Here is an 18,002-nt window from a genome sequence, read left to right on the forward strand (position 1 = left end):
CCGATCGCGATGGAAGACGGCCTGCGCTTTGCGATCCGCGAAGGCGGCCGCACCGTCGGCGCCGGCGTCGTCTCGAAAATCATCGAGTAATTCGCGTAAGCGAATATACAAAGAAAGGGCGTCCCTCGGGGCGCCCTTTTTCGTTTTTGCCTAAGCCAACAGTAATGCTAACTTCTTTCGTATTGAGACATTGCAATTAGAAAGAGGTCATAAGATGCACTTTTGGGCGCGTTCAGTTTGTCTTGTCGCAGCGGTTGCTTTCTCATCTACCTCTGCGTCCTCACAACAGATTGCGGATCGGATCTATTTGGGCGGACCAATTGTAACGATGAACGATACGGCTCCGTCCGCCGAAGCTGTCGCAGTCAAAGACGGGCGCATTCTTGCGGTCGGGTCGCTATCTGACTTGTCGGTGCATCAGGGTGAGGAAACCGAAACCTATGATCTGGAAGGGCGCGCGATGCTTCCGGGTTTCGTTGATAGCCACGGACATGTCGTCATGGGCGGCCTGCAAGCCCTGTCCGCTAACCTTCTTGCGCCACCGGACGGGGATGTCATTGATATCGCCAGTCTGCAATCCACACTGACTGACTGGGCCGAGGAGAATGCGCAAGCCGTTGAGCAGGTCAAAATGATCATCGGCTTTGGTTACGACAATGCTCAGTTAAAGGAACTCCGTCACCCAACACGACAAGAGTTGGACATTGTGTCTGAGGACTTGCCGGTCGTCATTATTCATCAGTCTGGGCATATAGGTGTCGCAAACTCGAAAGCATTGGAATTGGCTGGTATAACGGCGGCTTCCGAAGCACCTCCGGGCGGGGTGATCCAACGCGATGAGGCCGGAGAGCCAAACGGTGTTCTGGAGGAGTACGCGTTCTTTTCGGTTCTCGTGCCGATGCTGGGGAATTTGGGTGAGGAAGGTCTGGCAGCATTTGCCCGAGCTGGGACCGAACTCTGGGCAAAGTTTGGATATACGACCGGACAAGAAGGTCGATCTTCAGGTGAAATCGTCGAAGTTCTTAAGAAAGTTGCCGCAGAAGAAGGGCTTCCTATCGACGTTGTAGCGTTTCCGGATGTTCTCGAGTCGAGGGAGTATATCGGAGCAAACACCTCGGCGGATTATGACAACCGGGTTCGGATAGGGGGCTGCAAGCTGACAATTGACGGTTCGCCGCAGGGCTTCACGGCTTTGCGGGATCGACCCTACTATGATCCGGTTGGAAACTATGCCGCGGGGTACGCAGGTTATGCCGCCATAACCATGGAACAACTCCAGGACGCTGTGAACTGGTGTTACGAGAATGATTTCCAGATCCTTGTGCATTCCAACGGCGAAGGAGCATCTGACATGCTGATTGCTGCGCTCGAAGAGGCGCAGATCAAGTATGGCGACCCTGGCAACCGGCCCGTTCTGGTGCACGGTCAGTTTCTAAGAGAGGATCAGGTTGCCAGTTTTAAGCGCCTTGGTGTGTTTCCGTCGTTATTCCCGATGCATACGTTTTATTGGGGCGATTGGCACCGAGATCATACTGTTGGGCCGGTCAATGCAGACAATATCTCTCCTACAGGATGGCTACGCGAACGTGACATGATGTTCGGCACGCATCACGATGCGCCGGTGGCCTTTCCAGATAGCATGCGTGTTCTTGCGGCTACGGTCACGCGTCGCACGCGGTCAGGTGACATTCTGGGGCCGTATCAGAGGGTCGATGTCATGACGGCATTGAAGGCAATGACGATCTGGCCTGCATGGCAGCATTTTGAGGAAGATGAGAAGGGCTCGATTGAGGTCGGCAAAGTGGCGGATTTTGTGATCCTGTCGGATGATCCCACGGCAGTCGATCCGGAGACTCTGGCTGAACTTGAGGTGCTGGTGACTGTCAAAGGGGATGAGGTTGTCTATGAAGCTGAGGAGGGCGTCAGAGAGGGCAATTTGCAATTCTCGCCATTTTCAAATGACCCTGTGATTGCTCATCTTTTCCTGCACGCGGTTTATCAAGGCATGAAGGTAGAAGATCCTTGGTTAGTGAGGAATTAGGTTAAGTTTTGATTGAAACAGACCGAAAATGGAGCCGAGGTGGACATGCGTATCGTTCGGCGTTGAGCTAATGGCACCGATCGCGATGGAAAACGGTCTGCGCCGGTGTAGTATCGAAAATCATCGAGAAAGGCGCGCTTGTCGCACCTGGTTGCGGCAGGCGATTTTCCATGGAAAAATCTGCCGAGAGCAACTCAGTGAGGAAATCAAGAAGGCCGTCCCTCGGGGCGGCCTTTTTCTTGTAATCAGCTTCTGAAGTTGAAATAGATTTTTGTATGGCGAGTAGAGATCAGCTTTATGCAAAGTTCGGAATTACTGCGGAAGCGGCACAGCTATTCGAGACTGCGCTCGGAACTGTTGTGTTGGCGAGCAAGGGACATAACAACAATTGGTACAGCGAACAGGACCCAAATGCGGCCGCAAGGGCTCTAGAAGTTATTGAATGCAGCACGTTGGGCAGAGTCCTGGAAATGCTAAAACAAGAATTGCGGTTTGAAGACGATCTAATCATCAAACAGTTCAAACGAGGCTTGGTCGCAAGAAACAAACTTTTTCACGGGTTTTTTGAGCGTCATAACTTTAAGATTCAGTCCGAAGTGGGGCGGGATGATATGGTCGCTGACTTAGAAGAGTTGCATGAAGAGCTTTTTCAGTGCTGGAGGGTGGCTGATAGTCTCGCGAGTGCGCTTGCGGAAGAACTCATCACTGAAGAGCAGATTAAGAAGCACACTTCAGGTGAAAGTCCAATCAAATAGGCCTTGCCAAATCCCACCAACCCCACTAATACGCGCGAGTTCTCATCAAGAACATCAAGGCGGGATGATTCCCGCCTTTTGGGTTCGAAGAGGGTTGGCGATGCGCGTCTGTCCTCCTCTCAACCTCAACGCCTGATAAAAGGCTGTATCTATGCAAAGCCAAAACATCCGTATTCGGCTGAAGGCATTTGACTATCGCGTTCTGGATGCCAGCACGCAAGAGATCGTCAACACTGCCAAGCGGACCGGCGCGAACGTGCGCGGCCCGATCCCGCTGCCGAACAAGATTGAGAAGTTCACGGTTCTCCGTGGCCCTCACGTTGACAAGAAATCCCGCGACCAGTTCGAGATCCGCACGCACAAGCGTCTCTTGGACATCGTTGATCCGACCCCCCAGACCGTTGACGCGCTGATGAAGCTCGACCTCGCTGCTGGTGTGGACGTCGAGATCAAGCTGCAGTCGTAAGATCGGAGGGTATAGATTATGCGCTCTGGTATTATCGCAAAAAAAGTTGGCATGACCCGCCTGTTCATGGAAGACGGCAAGCAGATCCCTGTGACCGTTCTCCACCTGGACAACCTGCAGGTCGTTGCACAGCGCACCGCTGACAAAGACGGCTACACTGCCGTTCAGCTGGGCGCCGGTGCTGCCAAAGCAAAACGCACCTCGAAGGCCATGCGCGGTCACTATGCCGCTGCCAAGGTCGAGCCCAAGCGTAAGCTGGCCGAGTTCCGCGTCTCCGAAGATGGCCTGATCGATGTGGGCGCCGAGATTTCGGCAGAACACTTCCTGGAAGGTCAGAAAGTTGACGTTTCAGGCACCTCGATCGGTAAAGGCTTTGCCGGTGCAATGAAGCGTTGGAACTTTGGTGGTCTGCGCGCCTCGCACGGTGTTTCGATCAGCCACCGTTCGCACGGTTCGACAGGTCAGTGTCAGGACCCGGGCAAGGTGTTCAAAGGCAAGAAGATGGCCGGTCACATGGGTGCTGCCCGTGTTACCACCCAGAACCTGGAAGTTGTCAAAACCGACGCCGACCGGAACCTGGTCTTCATCAAAGGCGCCGTTCCCGGACCGAAATCGGGCTGGGTCACCGTCAAGGACGCCGTCAAGAAGAAAGCACCCGAAGGTCTGCCTTTCCCGGCAGCCGTAAAAGGTGCTGCAACTGAAGCACCTGCGGAAGAAGCTCCCGCGGAAGGTGGTGAAGCATGAAACTTGATGTAATCAAACTGGACGGCGGCAAAGCCGGCAACATCGAGCTGGATGCAGACCTGTTCGGTCTCGAGCCGCGCGCGGACATCCTGCACCGTGTGGTCCGTTGGCAGCGCAACAATGCGCAGGCCGGCACCCACAAGGTCAAGACCCGCTCGGAAACCAGCTATTCGACCAAGAAGATCTATCGCCAGAAGGGCACCGGTGGTGCACGCCATGGTGACCGTAATGCGCCGATCTTCCGTGGTGGTGGTATCTACAAAGGCCCCGTCGTGCGTTCGCATGGTCATGACCTGCCAAAGAAGTTCCGCAAGCTTGGCCTGCGCCACGCTCTGTCGGCCAAAGCCAAGGCAGGTGAACTGGTCGTGATCGAGAACGCCGAAGCCGAAGGCAAGACCGCCGCTCTGGCCAAACAGGTTGCAAACCTGGGCTGGAAACGTGCTCTGGTCATCGACGGCGCGACCGTGAACGAAGGGTTCCTGAAAGCGTCCAAGAACATCGAAGGTCTGGATATCCTGCCGTCGATGGGCGCAAACGTCTATGACATCCTCAAGCGTGACACCCTGGTGCTCACCAAAGCGGCTGTCGAAGCACTGGAGGCTCGTCTGAAATGAGCGCGAAGGCAGAACACTACGACGTGATCCGCAAGCCGATCATCACTGAAAAGTCGACCATGGCGTCCGAAAACGGCGCAGTTGTCTTTGAAGTGGCGATCGATAGCAACAAGCCGCAGATCAAAGAGGCCGTTGAGGCTCTGTTTGGTGTGAAGGTCAAAGCGGTGAACACCACCGTGACCAAAGGCAAGGTCAAGCGGTTCCGCGGCCAGCTGGGCCGTCGGAAAGACGTCAAAAAAGCATATGTGACCCTGGAAGAGGGTAACACAATCGACGTGAGCACCGGTCTTTGATCCGACGCTTACTGCGACTATTCACGGCCCCGGCGGTTCAACCCGCCGGGGCCGATTTCGTTTTAGACCCTGAAACTGCGCGTGCGCAGGTGTTGGAGAAGATGCGGGCCTTCAGCGCCGAGCCCTATTTTCAGATCGCCGATGAAAAGCTGGGGCTTTTGTCGGTTTTCGACGATCTGAAATACGACCGGGCGGATGTGGACATGATCTCTCCGGCGATGCGCAATCATGTGGTCGATAAGCTTGGTCCGCTGGGGTTTCGCCAGACCTCGGGTACGGTGTTGGAACACGTCGAGGCCGAGATGCGTGTGCACATCCCCAAGTTCCACGCCCTCGGTGCGTCGCCCTTCGACATCACGCGCTATACTGAGAAACGCCCGCAGGATTACTGTCTCCTGACGCCTACACAGGTGGCCTGCCAGTATGTGGATCACTACGTGCTGGACGAAGCGGTGCAGCGGATCGAGACGTTAATTACGAAGCACCCGATCAACCTGCTCAAACTGGCGGATTATCTGGAAGGCAAACCCAAGCACCGCGCATTTCGCAAGGTTTTGGGTCATATCCAACTCAAGCAACGTATCGCGGTAGAGTCTGAGCCGCTCTGCAGAAGGCGGTCGTTGGGCTAAGAGTTTCGTTGACTCATCAGAAACGCGTCAGAAGCACGTGCAACCCTGGAAGAGAGGCCACACATCGATATATCCGGCGGTCCGTGATTGGACGCGTCTTTGGGGAGAGGTAAGTGGCGTGCTCATGGGGGTTGTTCTTACGCGGCGACACAAAATTTTGAGCACTAAACTCTCATATTTTGCACAATTCGCTTGCTATGTCGCGCGGGTAGTCTATCCGGCTTCCAACAAGCAAAAGACATGGCAGGCGCATGACCGAAACCTCTCTCTCGACCCGGGAAAACCCGGATAGAACTGCCGCGCGGGATTGGGTTTCGACGCTTGCCAAATACCGCGAACCTAATCAATGGCGCAGTTCCTTTGAGCTGGGTGTCAGCATTATCCCATTCTTTGTGCTTTGGGCGCTGTCCTGGATGGCATTATCCATCAGCTACTGGCTGGCATTTGCCATTGCGGTCCTGAATGCGGCCTTCCTGCTGCGCCTGTTTGCGATCCAACACGATTGCGGGCACGGGGCGTTCTTCAAGAACCGGACAGTCAGCGACTGGGTTGGACGGGTGATCGGGGTGCTGACCCTAACACCCTATGATGTCTGGCGCCGCACTCATTCTTACCATCACAACAGTTCGGGTAACTTGGACAAGCGGGGAATGGGGGATATCCACACGCTGACAGTGGCTGAGTACCAATCCAAGTCTCCCATGAACCGGTTCTGGTATCGCGTTTACCGAAATCCCATTACTCTGTTCGTGCTTGGCCCCGGTTATTTGTTCCTGTTCCAGAACCGCCTCCCGCTGGGTTTGACGGGCAGTGTGAGGTTCTGGGTCAGCGCGATGGGCACCAATGTTGCCATCCTGGCCGCTCTTCTGGCCGTCTACTACTTTGGCGGCATAATGCCGGTCTTGCTGATCTTTCTGCCATCAACCCTGATTGCGGCAACTGCCGGAGTATGGCTGTTTTATGTACAGCACCAATTCGAAGAAACGCATTGGGATTCGGACGACGATTGGCAACTGCATGAGGCGGCCCTTCACGGTAGCTCGCACTATATTCTGCCGTCCGTGTTGCAGTGGTTCAGCGCCAATATCGGCATCCACCACGTGCACCATCTGTACAGCCGCATTCCGTTCTACCGCCTGACCGAGGTGCTGCGGGATCACGACGAACTGGCCAACAGCAATCAGATGACCATCCGCGAGAGCCTCGCCAATGCGCGGCTGCATCTGTGGGATGAGCAAAGTCGTCGCCTGTTATCCTTCGCCGAGGCGCGCGCGCTTTATGGGTGAGAGGCAGGTTCTGCAGCCAGTAGGGCCGTCGGATAGACGTCAAAAAAGCATATGTGACCCTGGAAGAGGTTAACACCATCGACGTATCCACTGGTCTTTGATCGGACCTGTCTTTGGAGAGAGATAGAAGCCCCCGCGAAAGCGGGGGTTTTTTGTTAACTACGGGCAGAATGGGTGTGACGAATTTTCCTTTAGGTTGAGGAAGTATTGCGTATCTCGACCTAAGAGTTATCAAGTCTTGATATTAAATTTGTTGAGAGGGCCCTATGAGCAAAATTGGTCTTTATGTTTATCAATTGATGCTTAGTCGAAAAGACAACTACCAGTCGGTTCCGTTTTCTGATGCTGGGACTGGATCGGAGTTACATGAATTTCTTCCGCAGTTTGTTGCTTCTAAGTTCACAACCCTCCAAAATAACAACATTGAGAGAAGCTGGCGCTTGGAACCGGAAGAAGATCAAGGGCGTAGTCGTCATGGACTTGTTCATTACGGCACCTATGGATTTAGCTCCAAGATAGTTAATCCTGCGAATAGCGAAGTTCTCTACGACCGAACTGCCGGGGACGTTGAAGAGATTCCGCTATATTATCAGTTCTGGGTTCCTGATTTTGGAAACTATGGATTTGCAGCGCTCCAGTCCTTTCGAGAGCGTTCATGTGTGTCTCAGGTATTGGGTGATCTAACTAAGGATTTCAGCGACAGATTTGAGCATCTTAGGTTGACAACGAGAAAGGTAATGCCGACCTCCGATGACGCGTATCGAAACTCTCCAGTCAAGAAGCTTATATTATCGAAAAAGAGGGTGCCAAAAGACAGGGCTGAGATTTTGAGAAACTTGCCTCCAGAAGAACTCAATGTTGAGCTTTCGTTCTCTGCGGGCAGGTCAGGATTGTTCGGAACGTACTCCGATGTAGCCCCACAAATTCGCGCGGCTCAAGGGGGTACGGCGTTTTTGTTTGAGGGTATCGAGTTTGAGGAAGCAAGCGCTCTGATCAGCATCGGAAAAACCTATCGAAAAGTTGGTATTGTTGGTCCTTCAAACAACGCAGGTGTCATCGACATCACCGAAGACGTTGATTTGGATGAGGATCAGCATCCTTCTTTCGACTCTATTTCGGAAGTCGCGACAAATGTCATTACTGACTTTCGCGCAGAATATGGGATGTTGTAATGAAGATTTCGGTTGGAGCCATCGTCAATGCTCATATTGCAACGCTGCGTAATGTCGGTGCTAACGAAGTTAGCAAGCTTGATTTAACGATCTTCTTTGCCATTCCCGCGTTACTTGGTTTGATCGCATGGTATTTCGGCGCGCGTTTGTCTGATGAAGTATATAGCGTCTCGATCTCCGTTTTCTCTATTTTCTCGGCGCTTTTGTTTAGTGCTCAAGTTGCGATGTACGGTGTTTTTCGCGCAGATAGAAAAGCGACTGGCGATGCGATCTTAGAGGCTGATGCGCAGGTGGAGGCTCAGAATGCGCGTGAGTTGCTGAGAGAGGTCAACGCGAACGTTTCCTATTTGATATTGCTTTCATGCGTGGCCGTTACGACATTCTTAGTTTTCTTTGCTGCGCCAGTTCCATGCAGCGTGGAAGCCGGATTATTAATTGGAATCTACTCACATTTTCTTTTGACAGTGGCGATGGTCCTCAAGCGTGCCCATGAGGTTTTTGACTCGGAGTATTCCAAGCCACTGCGTTTTGAAGGAACCCACGACTGAAAGACGTATTAATCGTTTTACGAGTAGGCTTTGATTTCTGGTGAAAGATGAGTCGCTACCTATAGACACCCACCCCCAACCCTGTTACACGCTCCCAATCTTGCGGCCTCGGATTCGTTCCGGGGCCTCTGATATTTGTAACCGGGGACCTTCGGGGCCCTATACCCTTGGCACCTACGGGGGCCTATCACATAGTGGGGAAACTCCCTGCACTTGCTAAACGGAAGACAGAAAGCATGGCACTCAAGTCGTACAAGCCGACGACGCCGGGCCAGCGCGGGCTGGTGCTGATCGACCGTTCGGAGCTTTGGAAAGGACGTCCGGTCAAGTCTCTCACTGAGGGTTTGACCAAATCGGGCGGCCGGAACAACACCGGACGGATCACTTCACGCCGCCGCGGCGGTGGCGCAAAGCGTCTCTACCGGATCGTTGACTTCAAACGGAACAAATTTGATGTCGCGGCAACCGTCGAGCGGATCGAATATGACCCGAACCGGACCGCATTCATCGCACTGGTAAAATACGAAGACGGCGAGCAGGCATATATCCTGGCTCCGCAGCGTCTGGCTGTTGGTGACAAAGTCGTGGCATCCGCCAAGGCCGACATCAAGCCGGGCAACGCAATGCCGTTCTCGGGCATGCCCATCGGTACCATCGTCCACAACATCGAGATGAAGCCTGGTAAAGGCGGTCAGATCGCACGTGCGGCCGGTACATACGCTCAGTTCGTTGGTCGCGATGGCGGCTACGCTCAGATCCGTCTGAGCTCGGGCGAGCTGCGCATGGTCCGTCAGGAATGCATGGCCACCGTTGGTGCCGTGTCCAACCCCGACAACAGCAACCAAAACCTCGGTAAAGCCGGTCGTATGCGCCACAAGGGCGTTCGCCCGTCGGTTCGTGGTGTTGCAATGAACCCGATCGACCACCCGCACGGTGGTGGTGAAGGTCGTACCTCGGGTGGCCGTACGCCGGTTACCCCGTGGGGTAAGGACACCAAGGGTAAGCGTACCCGCAACAAGAACAAAGCGTCCCAGAAGCTGATCATCCGCTCGCGGCACGCCAAGAAGAAGGGACGTTAATCTATGTCTCGCTCTGTTTGGAAGGGTCCTTTCGTCGATGCTTACGTGCTGAAAAAAGCCGAAGCAGCGCGCGAGTCGGGCCGCAACGAAGTCATCAAGATTTGGTCGCGTCGTTCCACCATTCTGCCCCAGTTCGTGGGTCTGACCTTTGGTGTGTACAACGGCCATAAGCATATCCCCGTCAACGTCTCGGAAGACATGATCGGTCAGAAGTTCGGTGAATACTCGCCGACTCGTACCTATTACGGTCACGCCGCTGACAAAAAAGCGAAGCGGAAGTAAGTCATGGGCAAGGAAAAGAACCCCCGCCGCGTGGCTGAAAACGAAGCAATGGCGAAAACGCGCATGCTCCGTACTAGCCCGCAGAAACTGAACCTGGTTGCGCAGATGATCCGCGGCAAGAAAGTTGAGAAGGCTCTGACCGACCTGACTTTCTCGAACAAGCGTGTCGCGCAGGACGTCAAGAAGTGCCTGCAGTCTGCAATCGCCAACGCCGAGAACAACCACAACCTGGATGTCGACGAACTGATCGTCGCCGAAGCCTGGGTTGGCAAGAACCTGGTCATGAAGCGCGGTCGTCCGCGTGCCCGTGGCCGTTTCGGCAAGATCATGAAGCCGTTCTCGGAGATCACCATCAAGGTGCGTCAAGTTGAGGAGCAAGCCTAATGGGACATAAAGTCAATCCGATCGGCATGCGCCTTCAGGTCAACCGTACCTGGGACAGCCGCTGGTACGCCGACACCAAGGACTACGGTGATCTTCTGCTGGAAGACCTCAAAATCCGTGAGTTCATCAACAAAGAGTGCAAGCAGGCCGGTGTTGCCCGTGTGATCATCGAACGTCCGCACAAGAAGTGCCGCGTTACGATCCACACTGCACGTCCCGGTGTCATTATCGGCAAGAAAGGTGCAGACATTGAAGTTCTGCGCAAAAAGCTTGCTCGCATGACCGACAGCGAATTGCACCTGAACATCGTCGAAGTGCGCAAGCCCGAGCTTGACGCGCAGCTGGTTGCTGAGTCCATCGCTCAGCAGCTGGAGCGCCGCGTCTCGTTCCGCCGCGCGATGAAGCGGTCGGTTCAAAACGCCATGCGCATGGGCGCCCTGGGTATCCGGGTGAACGTCGCTGGTCGTCTGGGCGGCGCCGAAATCGCTCGGACCGAGTGGTACCGCGAAGGCCGCGTGCCTCTGCACACCCTGCGTGCCGACATCGATTACGCACATGCCGAAGCGATGACTCCCTACGGGATCATCGGGATCAAGGTCTGGATCTTCAAAGGTGAGATCATGGAGCACGATCCGCAGGCACGTGACCGTAAAGCACAGGAACTCCAGGACGGCCCTGCACCTCGTGGTGCTGGTGGCGGTCGTCGCTAAGGAGGGAAAGATATGCTTCAACCAAAGCGTACTAAATTCCGCAAGATGCACAAAGGCCGGATCAAGGGGCTCGCCAAAGGCGGTTCCGATCTGAACTTTGGCACCTACGGTCTGAAAGCACTGCAGCCCGAGCGCGTCACCGCGCGTCAGATCGAAGCTGCACGTCGTGCCATGACCCGTCACATGAAACGTCAAGGCCGCGTCTGGATCCGGATCTTCCCGGATACTCCCGTGACCTCGAAGCCAACCGAAGTCCGTATGGGTAAAGGTAAAGGCTCCGTTGACTTCTGGGCAGCGAAAGTAAAGCCCGGTCGTGTGATGTTCGAAATTGACGGCGTCAATGACGACATCGCCCGCGAGGCCCTGCGCCTGGCCGCGATGAAGCTGCCGATCAAGACCCGCGTTGTGGTCCGCGAAGACTGGTAAGCGATTGGGGCTTTGACCCCACTCGTTACAAGAATGACCCTCGTCGGGAAACCGGCGGGGGTTTTCTTTTGGTTCGGTAACCCGTGCTTCGTGGATCGTGAAAAACGTCGACCTCCCTCCGCCGCACCCCTAGGCTAGCTTGCAGGAATGGGAGGGTCCTATGGTTCAGCTACGCAAAAAGATGCTCATTAAGGAAGTCATAACCACCGACCAGTTGGGCCAACCTTGTGATCCGATCAGTCGAGTCGCAGCGATGGCGGTGATGCAGAACCCTCTGGCCGGGCAATTTTCGGACGATCTTTCAGAGTTGTTCGAGATCGGCGCCATTCTGGGTTCGGAACTCGCCGCTGAGGCAGTTTCTCAACTTGATGGGCCGCCGGTTTCGTACGGCAAAGCCGCGATTGTCGGCATGAACGGCGATCTTGAGCAGGGCGGGGCGGTGATCCACCCCAAACTCGGTGCGCCCATGCGCGCTGCGGTGGGCGGAGGTGAGGCGGTGATACCGTCCAACGCCAAGCTGGGCGCGCCAGGTTGCGCGATTGATCTTCCGCTGGGGCACAAGGACAATCCGTGGTCGTTCGATCATTTCGACACTATGACGCTGAACATCCCAGATGCGCCGAAACCGGATGAGATCGTGCTTTGCCTCGCCTATGCCGACGGAGGTCGCCCGATACCGCGCTGTGGCAAAGGGCCCATCAAGACCTAAGCGGCTGGTCTTGCTGAGAGGGCTGGGGTATGCCCGGCCCATGGCACAAATTGAATCACTCTTCGTCACACGACTCTATCGCGCAGCCCTGTCCGAGTTCGATCCCAGGATCGACGCGGAGGAATTGGAAAGTTCATGCTTCGTCATTGCTGAAGATGATGAGGCCGGGCAGGACTGGTGTGAAGCGAACGCATACCCCGGCTACACCAGTTATGCTTCGCTGACCGATTTGCCTTGGCGATTTCCGATATTTGCCGATCTTGTCAAAGTGCTGGATCAGCACGTCGCGGCTTTCGCCAAGGATTTGGAGTTTGATCTGGACGACCGCGCGTTGAAGCTTGAGGATCTGTGGATCAATATCCTGCCCGAGGGCGGAATGCATGCCAGTCACCTGCACCCTCACAGTGTCATTTCGGGCACAACCTATGTGTCCATGCCGGAAGGGGCCAGTGCACTGAAACTGGAAGACCCACGTTCGGGCCTTATGATGGCCGCCCCGACGAGGCTGAAAGGCGGGCGTCGGGAATTACAGCCTTTCATCTACATGAAGCCACAGGTGGGCGACGTCCTGCTGTGGGAAAGCTGGCTGCGCCACGAGGTGCCGATTAATATGGCCGAGGACGAGCGGATTTCTGTTAGCTTCAACTATAAATGGGAATGAAGCGTCTTAAAGCGTCAAGGTGAAAGCGCTCCAGTTACTTCGTCGGAGGATACTATGACCAAAACAGCTCTCGTCACAGGCGCATCATCCGGAATTGGTAGGGAATTGGCACGTTATCATGCGTCGCGAGGCGGCAATCTGATCATCAGTGCGCGACGCGGAGATGCGTTAGATGCCCTCAGATCAGAGCTTGAGGCAGCCCACGATGTTACTGTCACTGCCATTCCGCTTGATCTGGGTGCTGTTGGAGGCGCGGAAAAACTTTATGAGGCCGTCAAGAGCAAAGACCTGACGGTCGACTACCTGATCAACAATGCTGGATTCGGAGGGCATGGGGCTTTTTTGGATCGCCGCCTTTCGGACGATCTGGATATGATCCGGCTGAACGTCGAAGCCCTTGTCTCTCTGTGTCATCTGTTCGGCAGGGATATGATCAGTGGCGGTGGCGGAAAGATACTGAATGTCAGTTCGACTGCGGCACATATGCCGGGTCCATTGCAGGCGACCTATTTTGCCACCAAGGCCTATGTTTCGAGTTTCAGTCAGGCGCTCGCGGAGGAGCTGAAAGGTAAGGGCGTCACTGTGACGGCGCTGGAGCCAGGCTATGTCGTGACCGAATTTGCTGCTGCTGCAAATCTTGAGGGCACGAAGCTTGTTGCCCAAAAAGGGGCGACCGCTGAGGCCGTGGCCAAAGTGGGCTACGACGCCATGATCGATGGGAAGCTCACGATGATCAACGATAAGTCGCTCGCGTTTGTGCTGGGTTGGGTCATGCCGTTGCTGCCGCGACGCGCGCGCCTGAAAATGGTTCGGAAAATGCAGGAGAAAGGTGCCTGAGCACTTGGCCGCGTTTGTCGGGATCCAGAAAGGTCGCAGTAGTGATCTGCTGCCCGGTTTCAGAGGGCGGCGGTAATTTGGAAACAGGTAGTTTCATCTGCCCGAATACGGTTTGAAACTTTCCCTTGCCACCCACCCCCCAAACCCTTATACGGCGGCATCCTGCGATCTCCCGGCGTTGTCGGGCGATTCGTATGTCTATCATTCATCCACCAGGTCAAAGGTGACCCTGTAAGGGGGCCTTCTGGTGTTTTGAGCAAAGGAAAAAGGCGATGAACGCCCAAGAACTGCGTGACAAGACCCCGGACCAGCTCCGCGAGGAACTGGCCAACCTGAAGAAAGAAAGCTTTAACCTGCGCTTTCAACAGGCAACCGGTCAGCTGGAAAACACAGCCGGCATCAAAGCGGCCCGCCGCAATGCTGCCCGTGTCAAAACCATTCTGAACGAAAAGGCCGCTGCTGCGGCATCCGAGGAGTAATCAGATGCCCAAGCGTATCCTGCAAGGCACCGTGACCAGCGACGCCAACGAACAGACCATAACCGTATCCGTCGAGCGCCGCTTTACGCATCCGGTTCTGAAGAAAACCATCCGTAAGTCCAAGAAATACCGGGCTCACGATGAAAAGAACGCCTTCAAGGTCGGCGACACCGTACGCATCATCGAATGCGCGCCGAAATCGAAGACGAAACGTTGGGAGGTTCTGGAGGCGTAAGCCCCCAGGACTTTTCATTTGTCGAAACCCTGGGGGATTTAACGAGACCAGCCCCCACAGGTCGGGAGAAACCACATGATCCAGATGCAGACCAATCTGGATGTCGCTGACAACTCCGGCGCACGCCGAGTTCAGTGCATCAAGGTCCTGGGTGGTTCCAAGCGTAAATACGCCTCCGTAGGCGACATCATAGTCGTCTCGGTGAAGGAAGCCATCCCGCGCGGCCGCGTGAAGAAAGGGGACGTCCGCAAGGCCGTCGTCGTACGCACCGCCAAGGAAGTCCGTCGTGAAGACGGCACCGCGATCCGTTTCGATCGCAACGCCGCCGTCATCCTGAACAACAACAACGAGCCCGTAGGTACCCGTATCTTTGGCCCCGTTGTTCGTGAACTGCGCGGCAAGAACTTCATGAAAATCATCTCGCTGGCTCCGGAGGTGCTGTAATCATGGCTGCTAAACTCCGCAAAGGCGACAAGGTCGTCGTGCTGGCCGGCAAGGACAAGGGCAAAGAGGGAACTATCACCTCGGTTGACCCGAAAGCCGGTAAAGCTGTTGTCGATGGCATCAACATCGCCATTCGCCACACCCGTCAGTCGCAAACCTCGCAAGGTGGTCGCCTGCCTCAGGCAAACCCGATCGAGTTGTCGAACCTGGCACTGCTGGACAAAAACGGCAAAGCAACCCGCGTTGGCTTCCGCATGGAAGGCGACAAGAAGGTGCGCTTCGCCAAGACCACAGGGGACGTGATCGATGCTTGATAACGCAACCTACACCCCGCGTCTGAAAGCTCAGTACGCCGAAACCATCCGTGCCGCTCTGAAAGAAGAGTTCGGCTACAAGAACGACATGCAGCTGCCCAAGCTGGAAAAAATCGTTCTGAACATCGGTTGTGGTGCTGAGGCCGTCAAAGACTCGAAAAAAGCGAAAGCTGCTGTCGAGGATCTGACTGCGATTGCTGGCCAGAAGGCCGTTGCAACCAAGGCGAAGAAGTCGATCGCGGGTTTCCGCGTCCGTGAAGACATGCCGCTGGGTGCGAAAGTGACCCTGCGCGGCGACCGGATGTACGAATTCCTGGATCGTCTGATCACCATCGCGATGCCTCGCGTTCGTGACTTCCGCGGTGTGAAGCCGTCTTTCGATGGTCGTGGCAACTTTGCCATGGGCATGAAAGAGCACATCGTGTTCCCTGAGATTGATTTCGACAAGGTCGATGAAGTCTGGGGCCTGGATATCGTAATTGCCACCACAGCGAAAACCGACGCTGAAGCAAAGGCATTGTTGAAAGCATTCAACATGCCGTTCAACGCGTAAGCGCCGGGAGGATTGAGACATGGCTAAAAAAGCAATGATCGAACGCGAGAAGAAGCGCGAACGCCTGGTGGCCAAATATGCCGCAAAGCGTGCCGAGCTGAAAGAAATCGCGAATGACGAGAGCAAGCCGATGGAAGAGCGTTTCAAAGCGCGTCTGAAACTGGCGAAACTGCCGCGCAACAGCTCGGCTACCCGTCTGCACAACCGTTGTCAGCTGACCGGTCGTCCCCACGCTTACTACCGTAAGCTGAAGGTCAGCCGTATCGCGCTGCGCGAGCTGGGTTCTGCTGGTCAGATCCCCGGCATGGTGAAATCGAGCTGGTAAGGGAGACATAGATATGAATGATCCTATCGGCGATATGCTCACCCGTATCCGCAACGCGCAAATGCGCGGCAAGTCCACCGTTTCCACCCCGGCTTCCAAGCTGCGCGGCTGGGTTCTGGACGTGCTGGCGGACGAAGGTTACATCCGTGGCTACGAAGCGACGACCGGTGAAAACGGTCATCCGGCCATCGAAATCAGCCTGAAATACTACGAAGGCACCCCTGTTATTCGCGAACTCAAGCGGGTTTCCAAGCCTGGCCGTCGCGTCTACATGGGCGTCAATGACATCCCGCAGGTCCGTCAGGGTCTGGGCGTGTCGATTGTCAGCACTCCGAAAGGTGTGATGTCGGACGCAAACGCTCGCTCCAACAATGTTGGCGGCGAAGTGCTCTGCACCGTCTTCTAAGGAGGTCTGCAATGTCTCGTATTGGTAAAAAACCGGTCGAGCTGCCCAGCGGCGTTACCGCCTCTGTGTCGGGTCAGACCATCGAAGTGAAAGGTCCGAAAGGCACTCGTAGCTTCACCGCCACCGACGACGTTACGTTGTCGGTTGAAGACAACGTGGTCAAGATCGATCCCCGTGGCATGTCCAAGCGTGCGCGACAGCAGTGGGGCATGAGCCGCACCATGGTCGCTAATCTTGTTGAAGGCGTAACAAACGGCTTCAAAAAAGAGCTGGAGATCCAGGGTGTTGGTTACCGGGCTCAGATGCAGGGTAATACCCTGAAGCTGAACCTAGGCTACAGCCACGATGTTGATTTCACTGCTCCGGAAGGTGTCACCATCACCGCGCCGAAGCAGACCGAGATCGTTGTGGAAGGTATCGACCAGCAGCAGGTGGGCGAAGTCGCGGCCAAAATCCGCGAATGGCGCCGTCCCGAGCCGTACAAAGGCAAGGGCATCCGCTATAAGGGCGAGTTCATCTTCCGCAAGGAAGGCAAGAAGAAGTAAGGACGCAGACAATGGCAAACAGCAAAAGAACCCTGTTTCTGAAGCGCCGCCTGCGCGTTCGGAACAAACTTCGCAAGGTCAACGCGGGTCGTCCCCGTCTGTCCGTACACCGTTCGAACAAGAACATCTCTGTTCAGCTGATCGACGACGTACGTGGCGTGACCCTGGCCGCAGCCTCGACCCTGGAAAAGGATCTGGGCGTTGTGGGCAAGAACAACGTCGAAGCGGCCACCAAAGTGGGCGCGGCCATCGCCGAGCGCGCCAAAAAGGCAGGCGTCGAAGAGGCCTATTTCGATCGTGGCGGCTTCCTGTTCCACGGCAAGGTGAAGGCTCTGGCCGACGCCGCGCGTGAAGGTGGTCTGAAGATCTAAGACTTGCGGGCAGCTTTGCGGCTGCCCCGATGATCCGGGGGCCTCGGCGACAGTCGGGGCTCACTTGGATTGAACTAAACGGCGCCGCATGCGCCACATGAGAAAAGGGATGCCAAATGGCAGAACGTGAAAACCGTCGGGGCCGTGGCCGCGATCGTGAAGAAGCGCCGGAATTTGCAGATCGTCTGGTCGCAATCAACCGCGTGTCGAAAACCGTAAAAGGTGGTAAGCGCTTTGGCTTCGCCGCTCTGGTGGTTGTCGGCGATCAGAAAGGCCGCGTCGGCTTTGGCAAAGGTAAAGCGAAAGAAGTACCTGAAGCCATCCGTAAGGCGACTGAACAAGCCAAGCGTCAGATGATCCGCGTGCAACTGCGCGAAGGTCGTACTCTGCACCACGATATCGAGGGGCGTCACGGCGCTGGTAAAGTGGTTATGCGCACCGCACCTGAAGGTACCGGTATCATCGCCGGTGGTCCGATGCGTGCTGTGTTCGAAATGCTGGGCGTTAAGGACGTTGTGTCCAAGTCGCTGGGCTCGCAGAACCCGTACAACATGATCCGCGCCACCATCAACGGCCTGCAGAAAGAGCAGAGCCCGCGTTCGGTTGCCGCACGTCGTGGCAAAAAGGTTGCGGACATCCTGCCCAAGCGGGACGAAGCACCCGCTGCTGCTGAAGCAGAAGCATAAGGAGAGCG

At 55.5% G+C, this 18,002-nt stretch carries 29 protein-coding genes and 1 pseudogene; all 30 read left to right on the forward strand.

The features are described from left to right. The coding region (locus ACR0MP_RS10240; RefSeq protein WP_211330766.1) for an EF-Tu C-terminal domain-related protein at window positions 1-90 on the forward strand (90 nt) is incomplete at its 5' end. Between the two features lie 238 nt (window positions 91-328). Continuing rightward, the gene (locus tag ACR0MP_RS10245) at window positions 329-2,041 is read left to right on the forward strand and encodes an amidohydrolase (RefSeq protein ID WP_480886685.1); all 1,713 of its coding nucleotides are present in this window, start codon (window positions 329-331) and stop codon (window positions 2,039-2,041) included. Between the two features lie 275 nt (window positions 2,042-2,316). Then, on the forward strand, window positions 2,317-2,796 hold the full coding sequence (locus tag ACR0MP_RS10250; protein WP_170402823.1) for a hypothetical protein: 480 nt from the start codon (window positions 2,317-2,319) through the stop codon (window positions 2,794-2,796). Window positions 2,797-2,947: 151 nt separating this feature from the next. Next, window positions 2,948-3,262 (forward strand): 30S ribosomal protein S10, encoded by a 315-nt coding sequence (gene rpsJ / locus ACR0MP_RS10255; protein ID WP_008756422.1) that lies wholly within the window; start codon window positions 2,948-2,950, stop codon window positions 3,260-3,262. Between the two features lie 18 nt (window positions 3,263-3,280). Next, a complete protein-coding gene (gene rplC / locus ACR0MP_RS10260; protein WP_039538255.1) occupies window positions 3,281-4,006 on the forward strand; it encodes a 50S ribosomal protein L3 in 726 nt (241 codons plus the stop codon). Next, window positions 4,003-4,620 carry a 50S ribosomal protein L4 gene (gene rplD, locus ACR0MP_RS10265; RefSeq protein WP_010437039.1) on the forward strand — a complete coding sequence of 206 codons (618 nt, stop codon included), beginning with the start codon at window positions 4,003-4,005 and terminating at the stop codon, window positions 4,618-4,620. Before rplC ends, rplD begins: the two co-directional genes overlap by 4 nt. Beyond that, complete coding sequence (locus tag ACR0MP_RS10270; protein WP_008757532.1) at window positions 4,617-4,913, forward strand: 50S ribosomal protein L23; 297 nt, start codon at window positions 4,617-4,619, stop codon at window positions 4,911-4,913. Before rplD ends, ACR0MP_RS10270 begins: the two co-directional genes overlap by 4 nt. After that, window positions 4,910-5,542, forward strand: coding sequence for a hypothetical protein (locus ACR0MP_RS10275; protein ID WP_170737458.1), 633 nt, complete (start codon window positions 4,910-4,912; stop codon window positions 5,540-5,542). Before ACR0MP_RS10270 ends, ACR0MP_RS10275 begins: the two co-directional genes overlap by 4 nt. Before the next feature lie 251 nt (window positions 5,543-5,793). Then, window positions 5,794-6,828: a fatty acid desaturase gene (locus ACR0MP_RS10280; protein WP_170402816.1), complete on the forward strand. Its 1,035-nt coding sequence runs from the start codon at window positions 5,794-5,796 to the stop codon at window positions 6,826-6,828. A gap of 23 nt (window positions 6,829-6,851) precedes the next feature. Then, window positions 6,852-6,929, forward strand: a pseudogene (locus ACR0MP_RS10285) (50S ribosomal protein L23); the annotation flags it as partial. Between the two features lie 165 nt (window positions 6,930-7,094). Further along, entirely contained in the window at window positions 7,095-8,000 is a 906-nt protein-coding gene (locus ACR0MP_RS10290; protein WP_170737463.1) for a hypothetical protein, read from the forward strand. After that, the gene (locus tag ACR0MP_RS10295; protein WP_170402810.1) at window positions 8,000-8,548 is read left to right on the forward strand and encodes a hypothetical protein; all 549 of its coding nucleotides are present in this window, start codon (window positions 8,000-8,002) and stop codon (window positions 8,546-8,548) included. The genes ACR0MP_RS10290 and ACR0MP_RS10295 overlap by 1 nt, the downstream gene beginning before the upstream one ends. 236 nt (window positions 8,549-8,784) lie before the next feature. Further along, a complete protein-coding gene (gene rplB, locus ACR0MP_RS10300; RefSeq protein WP_008757664.1) occupies window positions 8,785-9,627 on the forward strand; it encodes a 50S ribosomal protein L2 in 843 nt (280 codons plus the stop codon). 3 nt (window positions 9,628-9,630) lie between these two features. Continuing rightward, entirely contained in the window at window positions 9,631-9,909 is a 279-nt protein-coding gene (gene rpsS / locus ACR0MP_RS10305) for a 30S ribosomal protein S19 (RefSeq protein ID WP_010437056.1), read from the forward strand. Window positions 9,910-9,912: 3 nt separating this feature from the next. Further along, a complete protein-coding gene (gene rplV, locus ACR0MP_RS10310) occupies window positions 9,913-10,293 on the forward strand; it encodes a 50S ribosomal protein L22 (protein ID WP_039538267.1) in 381 nt (126 codons plus the stop codon). Continuing rightward, window positions 10,293-11,003 (forward strand): 30S ribosomal protein S3, encoded by a 711-nt coding sequence (gene rpsC / locus ACR0MP_RS10315; RefSeq protein WP_008758042.1) that lies wholly within the window; start codon window positions 10,293-10,295, stop codon window positions 11,001-11,003. The genes rplV and rpsC overlap by 1 nt, the downstream gene beginning before the upstream one ends. Before the next feature lie 12 nt (window positions 11,004-11,015). Next, entirely contained in the window at window positions 11,016-11,429 is a 414-nt protein-coding gene (gene rplP, locus ACR0MP_RS10320; RefSeq protein ID WP_039538270.1) for a 50S ribosomal protein L16, read from the forward strand. A gap of 160 nt (window positions 11,430-11,589) precedes the next feature. Next, complete coding sequence (locus ACR0MP_RS10325) at window positions 11,590-12,138, forward strand: amino acid synthesis family protein (RefSeq protein ID WP_170402807.1); 549 nt, start codon at window positions 11,590-11,592, stop codon at window positions 12,136-12,138. Between the two features lie 40 nt (window positions 12,139-12,178). After that, entirely contained in the window at window positions 12,179-12,799 is a 621-nt protein-coding gene (locus tag ACR0MP_RS10330) for a 2OG-Fe(II) oxygenase family protein (protein ID WP_170402804.1), read from the forward strand. A gap of 54 nt (window positions 12,800-12,853) precedes the next feature. Beyond that, the gene (locus tag ACR0MP_RS10335; RefSeq protein WP_170402801.1) at window positions 12,854-13,636 is read left to right on the forward strand and encodes an SDR family NAD(P)-dependent oxidoreductase; all 783 of its coding nucleotides are present in this window, start codon (window positions 12,854-12,856) and stop codon (window positions 13,634-13,636) included. A 272-nt stretch (window positions 13,637-13,908) separates the two neighbouring features. Then, window positions 13,909-14,115, forward strand: coding sequence for a 50S ribosomal protein L29 (gene rpmC, locus ACR0MP_RS10340; protein ID WP_010437082.1), 207 nt, complete (start codon window positions 13,909-13,911; stop codon window positions 14,113-14,115). Window positions 14,116-14,119: 4 nt separating this feature from the next. After that, window positions 14,120-14,350, forward strand: a complete 231-nt coding sequence (rpsQ, locus tag ACR0MP_RS10345) for a 30S ribosomal protein S17 (protein WP_170402798.1) — start codon at window positions 14,120-14,122, stop codon at window positions 14,348-14,350. 75 nt (window positions 14,351-14,425) lie between these two features. Beyond that, window positions 14,426-14,794, forward strand: coding sequence for a 50S ribosomal protein L14 (gene rplN, locus ACR0MP_RS10350; RefSeq protein WP_008757934.1), 369 nt, complete (start codon window positions 14,426-14,428; stop codon window positions 14,792-14,794). 2 nt (window positions 14,795-14,796) lie between these two features. Beyond that, the gene (gene rplX / locus ACR0MP_RS10355; RefSeq protein ID WP_010437096.1) at window positions 14,797-15,108 is read left to right on the forward strand and encodes a 50S ribosomal protein L24; all 312 of its coding nucleotides are present in this window, start codon (window positions 14,797-14,799) and stop codon (window positions 15,106-15,108) included. Further along, entirely contained in the window at window positions 15,101-15,661 is a 561-nt protein-coding gene (gene rplE, locus ACR0MP_RS10360; RefSeq protein ID WP_170392897.1) for a 50S ribosomal protein L5, read from the forward strand. The genes rplX and rplE overlap by 8 nt, the downstream gene beginning before the upstream one ends. Window positions 15,662-15,680: 19 nt before the next feature. Beyond that, window positions 15,681-15,986, forward strand: a complete 306-nt coding sequence (gene rpsN / locus ACR0MP_RS10365) for a 30S ribosomal protein S14 (protein ID WP_010437098.1) — start codon at window positions 15,681-15,683, stop codon at window positions 15,984-15,986. Window positions 15,987-15,999: 13 nt separating this feature from the next. Continuing rightward, window positions 16,000-16,392 (forward strand): 30S ribosomal protein S8, encoded by a 393-nt coding sequence (gene rpsH, locus ACR0MP_RS10370; protein WP_010437099.1) that lies wholly within the window; start codon window positions 16,000-16,002, stop codon window positions 16,390-16,392. Window positions 16,393-16,403: 11 nt separating this feature from the next. Beyond that, window positions 16,404-16,937: a 50S ribosomal protein L6 gene (gene rplF, locus ACR0MP_RS10375; RefSeq protein ID WP_170392896.1), complete on the forward strand. Its 534-nt coding sequence runs from the start codon at window positions 16,404-16,406 to the stop codon at window positions 16,935-16,937. Between the two features lie 11 nt (window positions 16,938-16,948). Next, complete coding sequence (rplR, locus tag ACR0MP_RS10380; protein WP_170392895.1) at window positions 16,949-17,308, forward strand: 50S ribosomal protein L18; 360 nt, start codon at window positions 16,949-16,951, stop codon at window positions 17,306-17,308. Window positions 17,309-17,424: 116 nt separating this feature from the next. Further along, on the forward strand, window positions 17,425-17,994 hold the full coding sequence (rpsE, locus tag ACR0MP_RS10385; RefSeq protein WP_155148691.1) for a 30S ribosomal protein S5: 570 nt from the start codon (window positions 17,425-17,427) through the stop codon (window positions 17,992-17,994). Window positions 17,995-18,002: the final 8 nt, after the last annotated feature.

Source organism: Ruegeria sp. K3 (genome assembly GCF_056531845.1).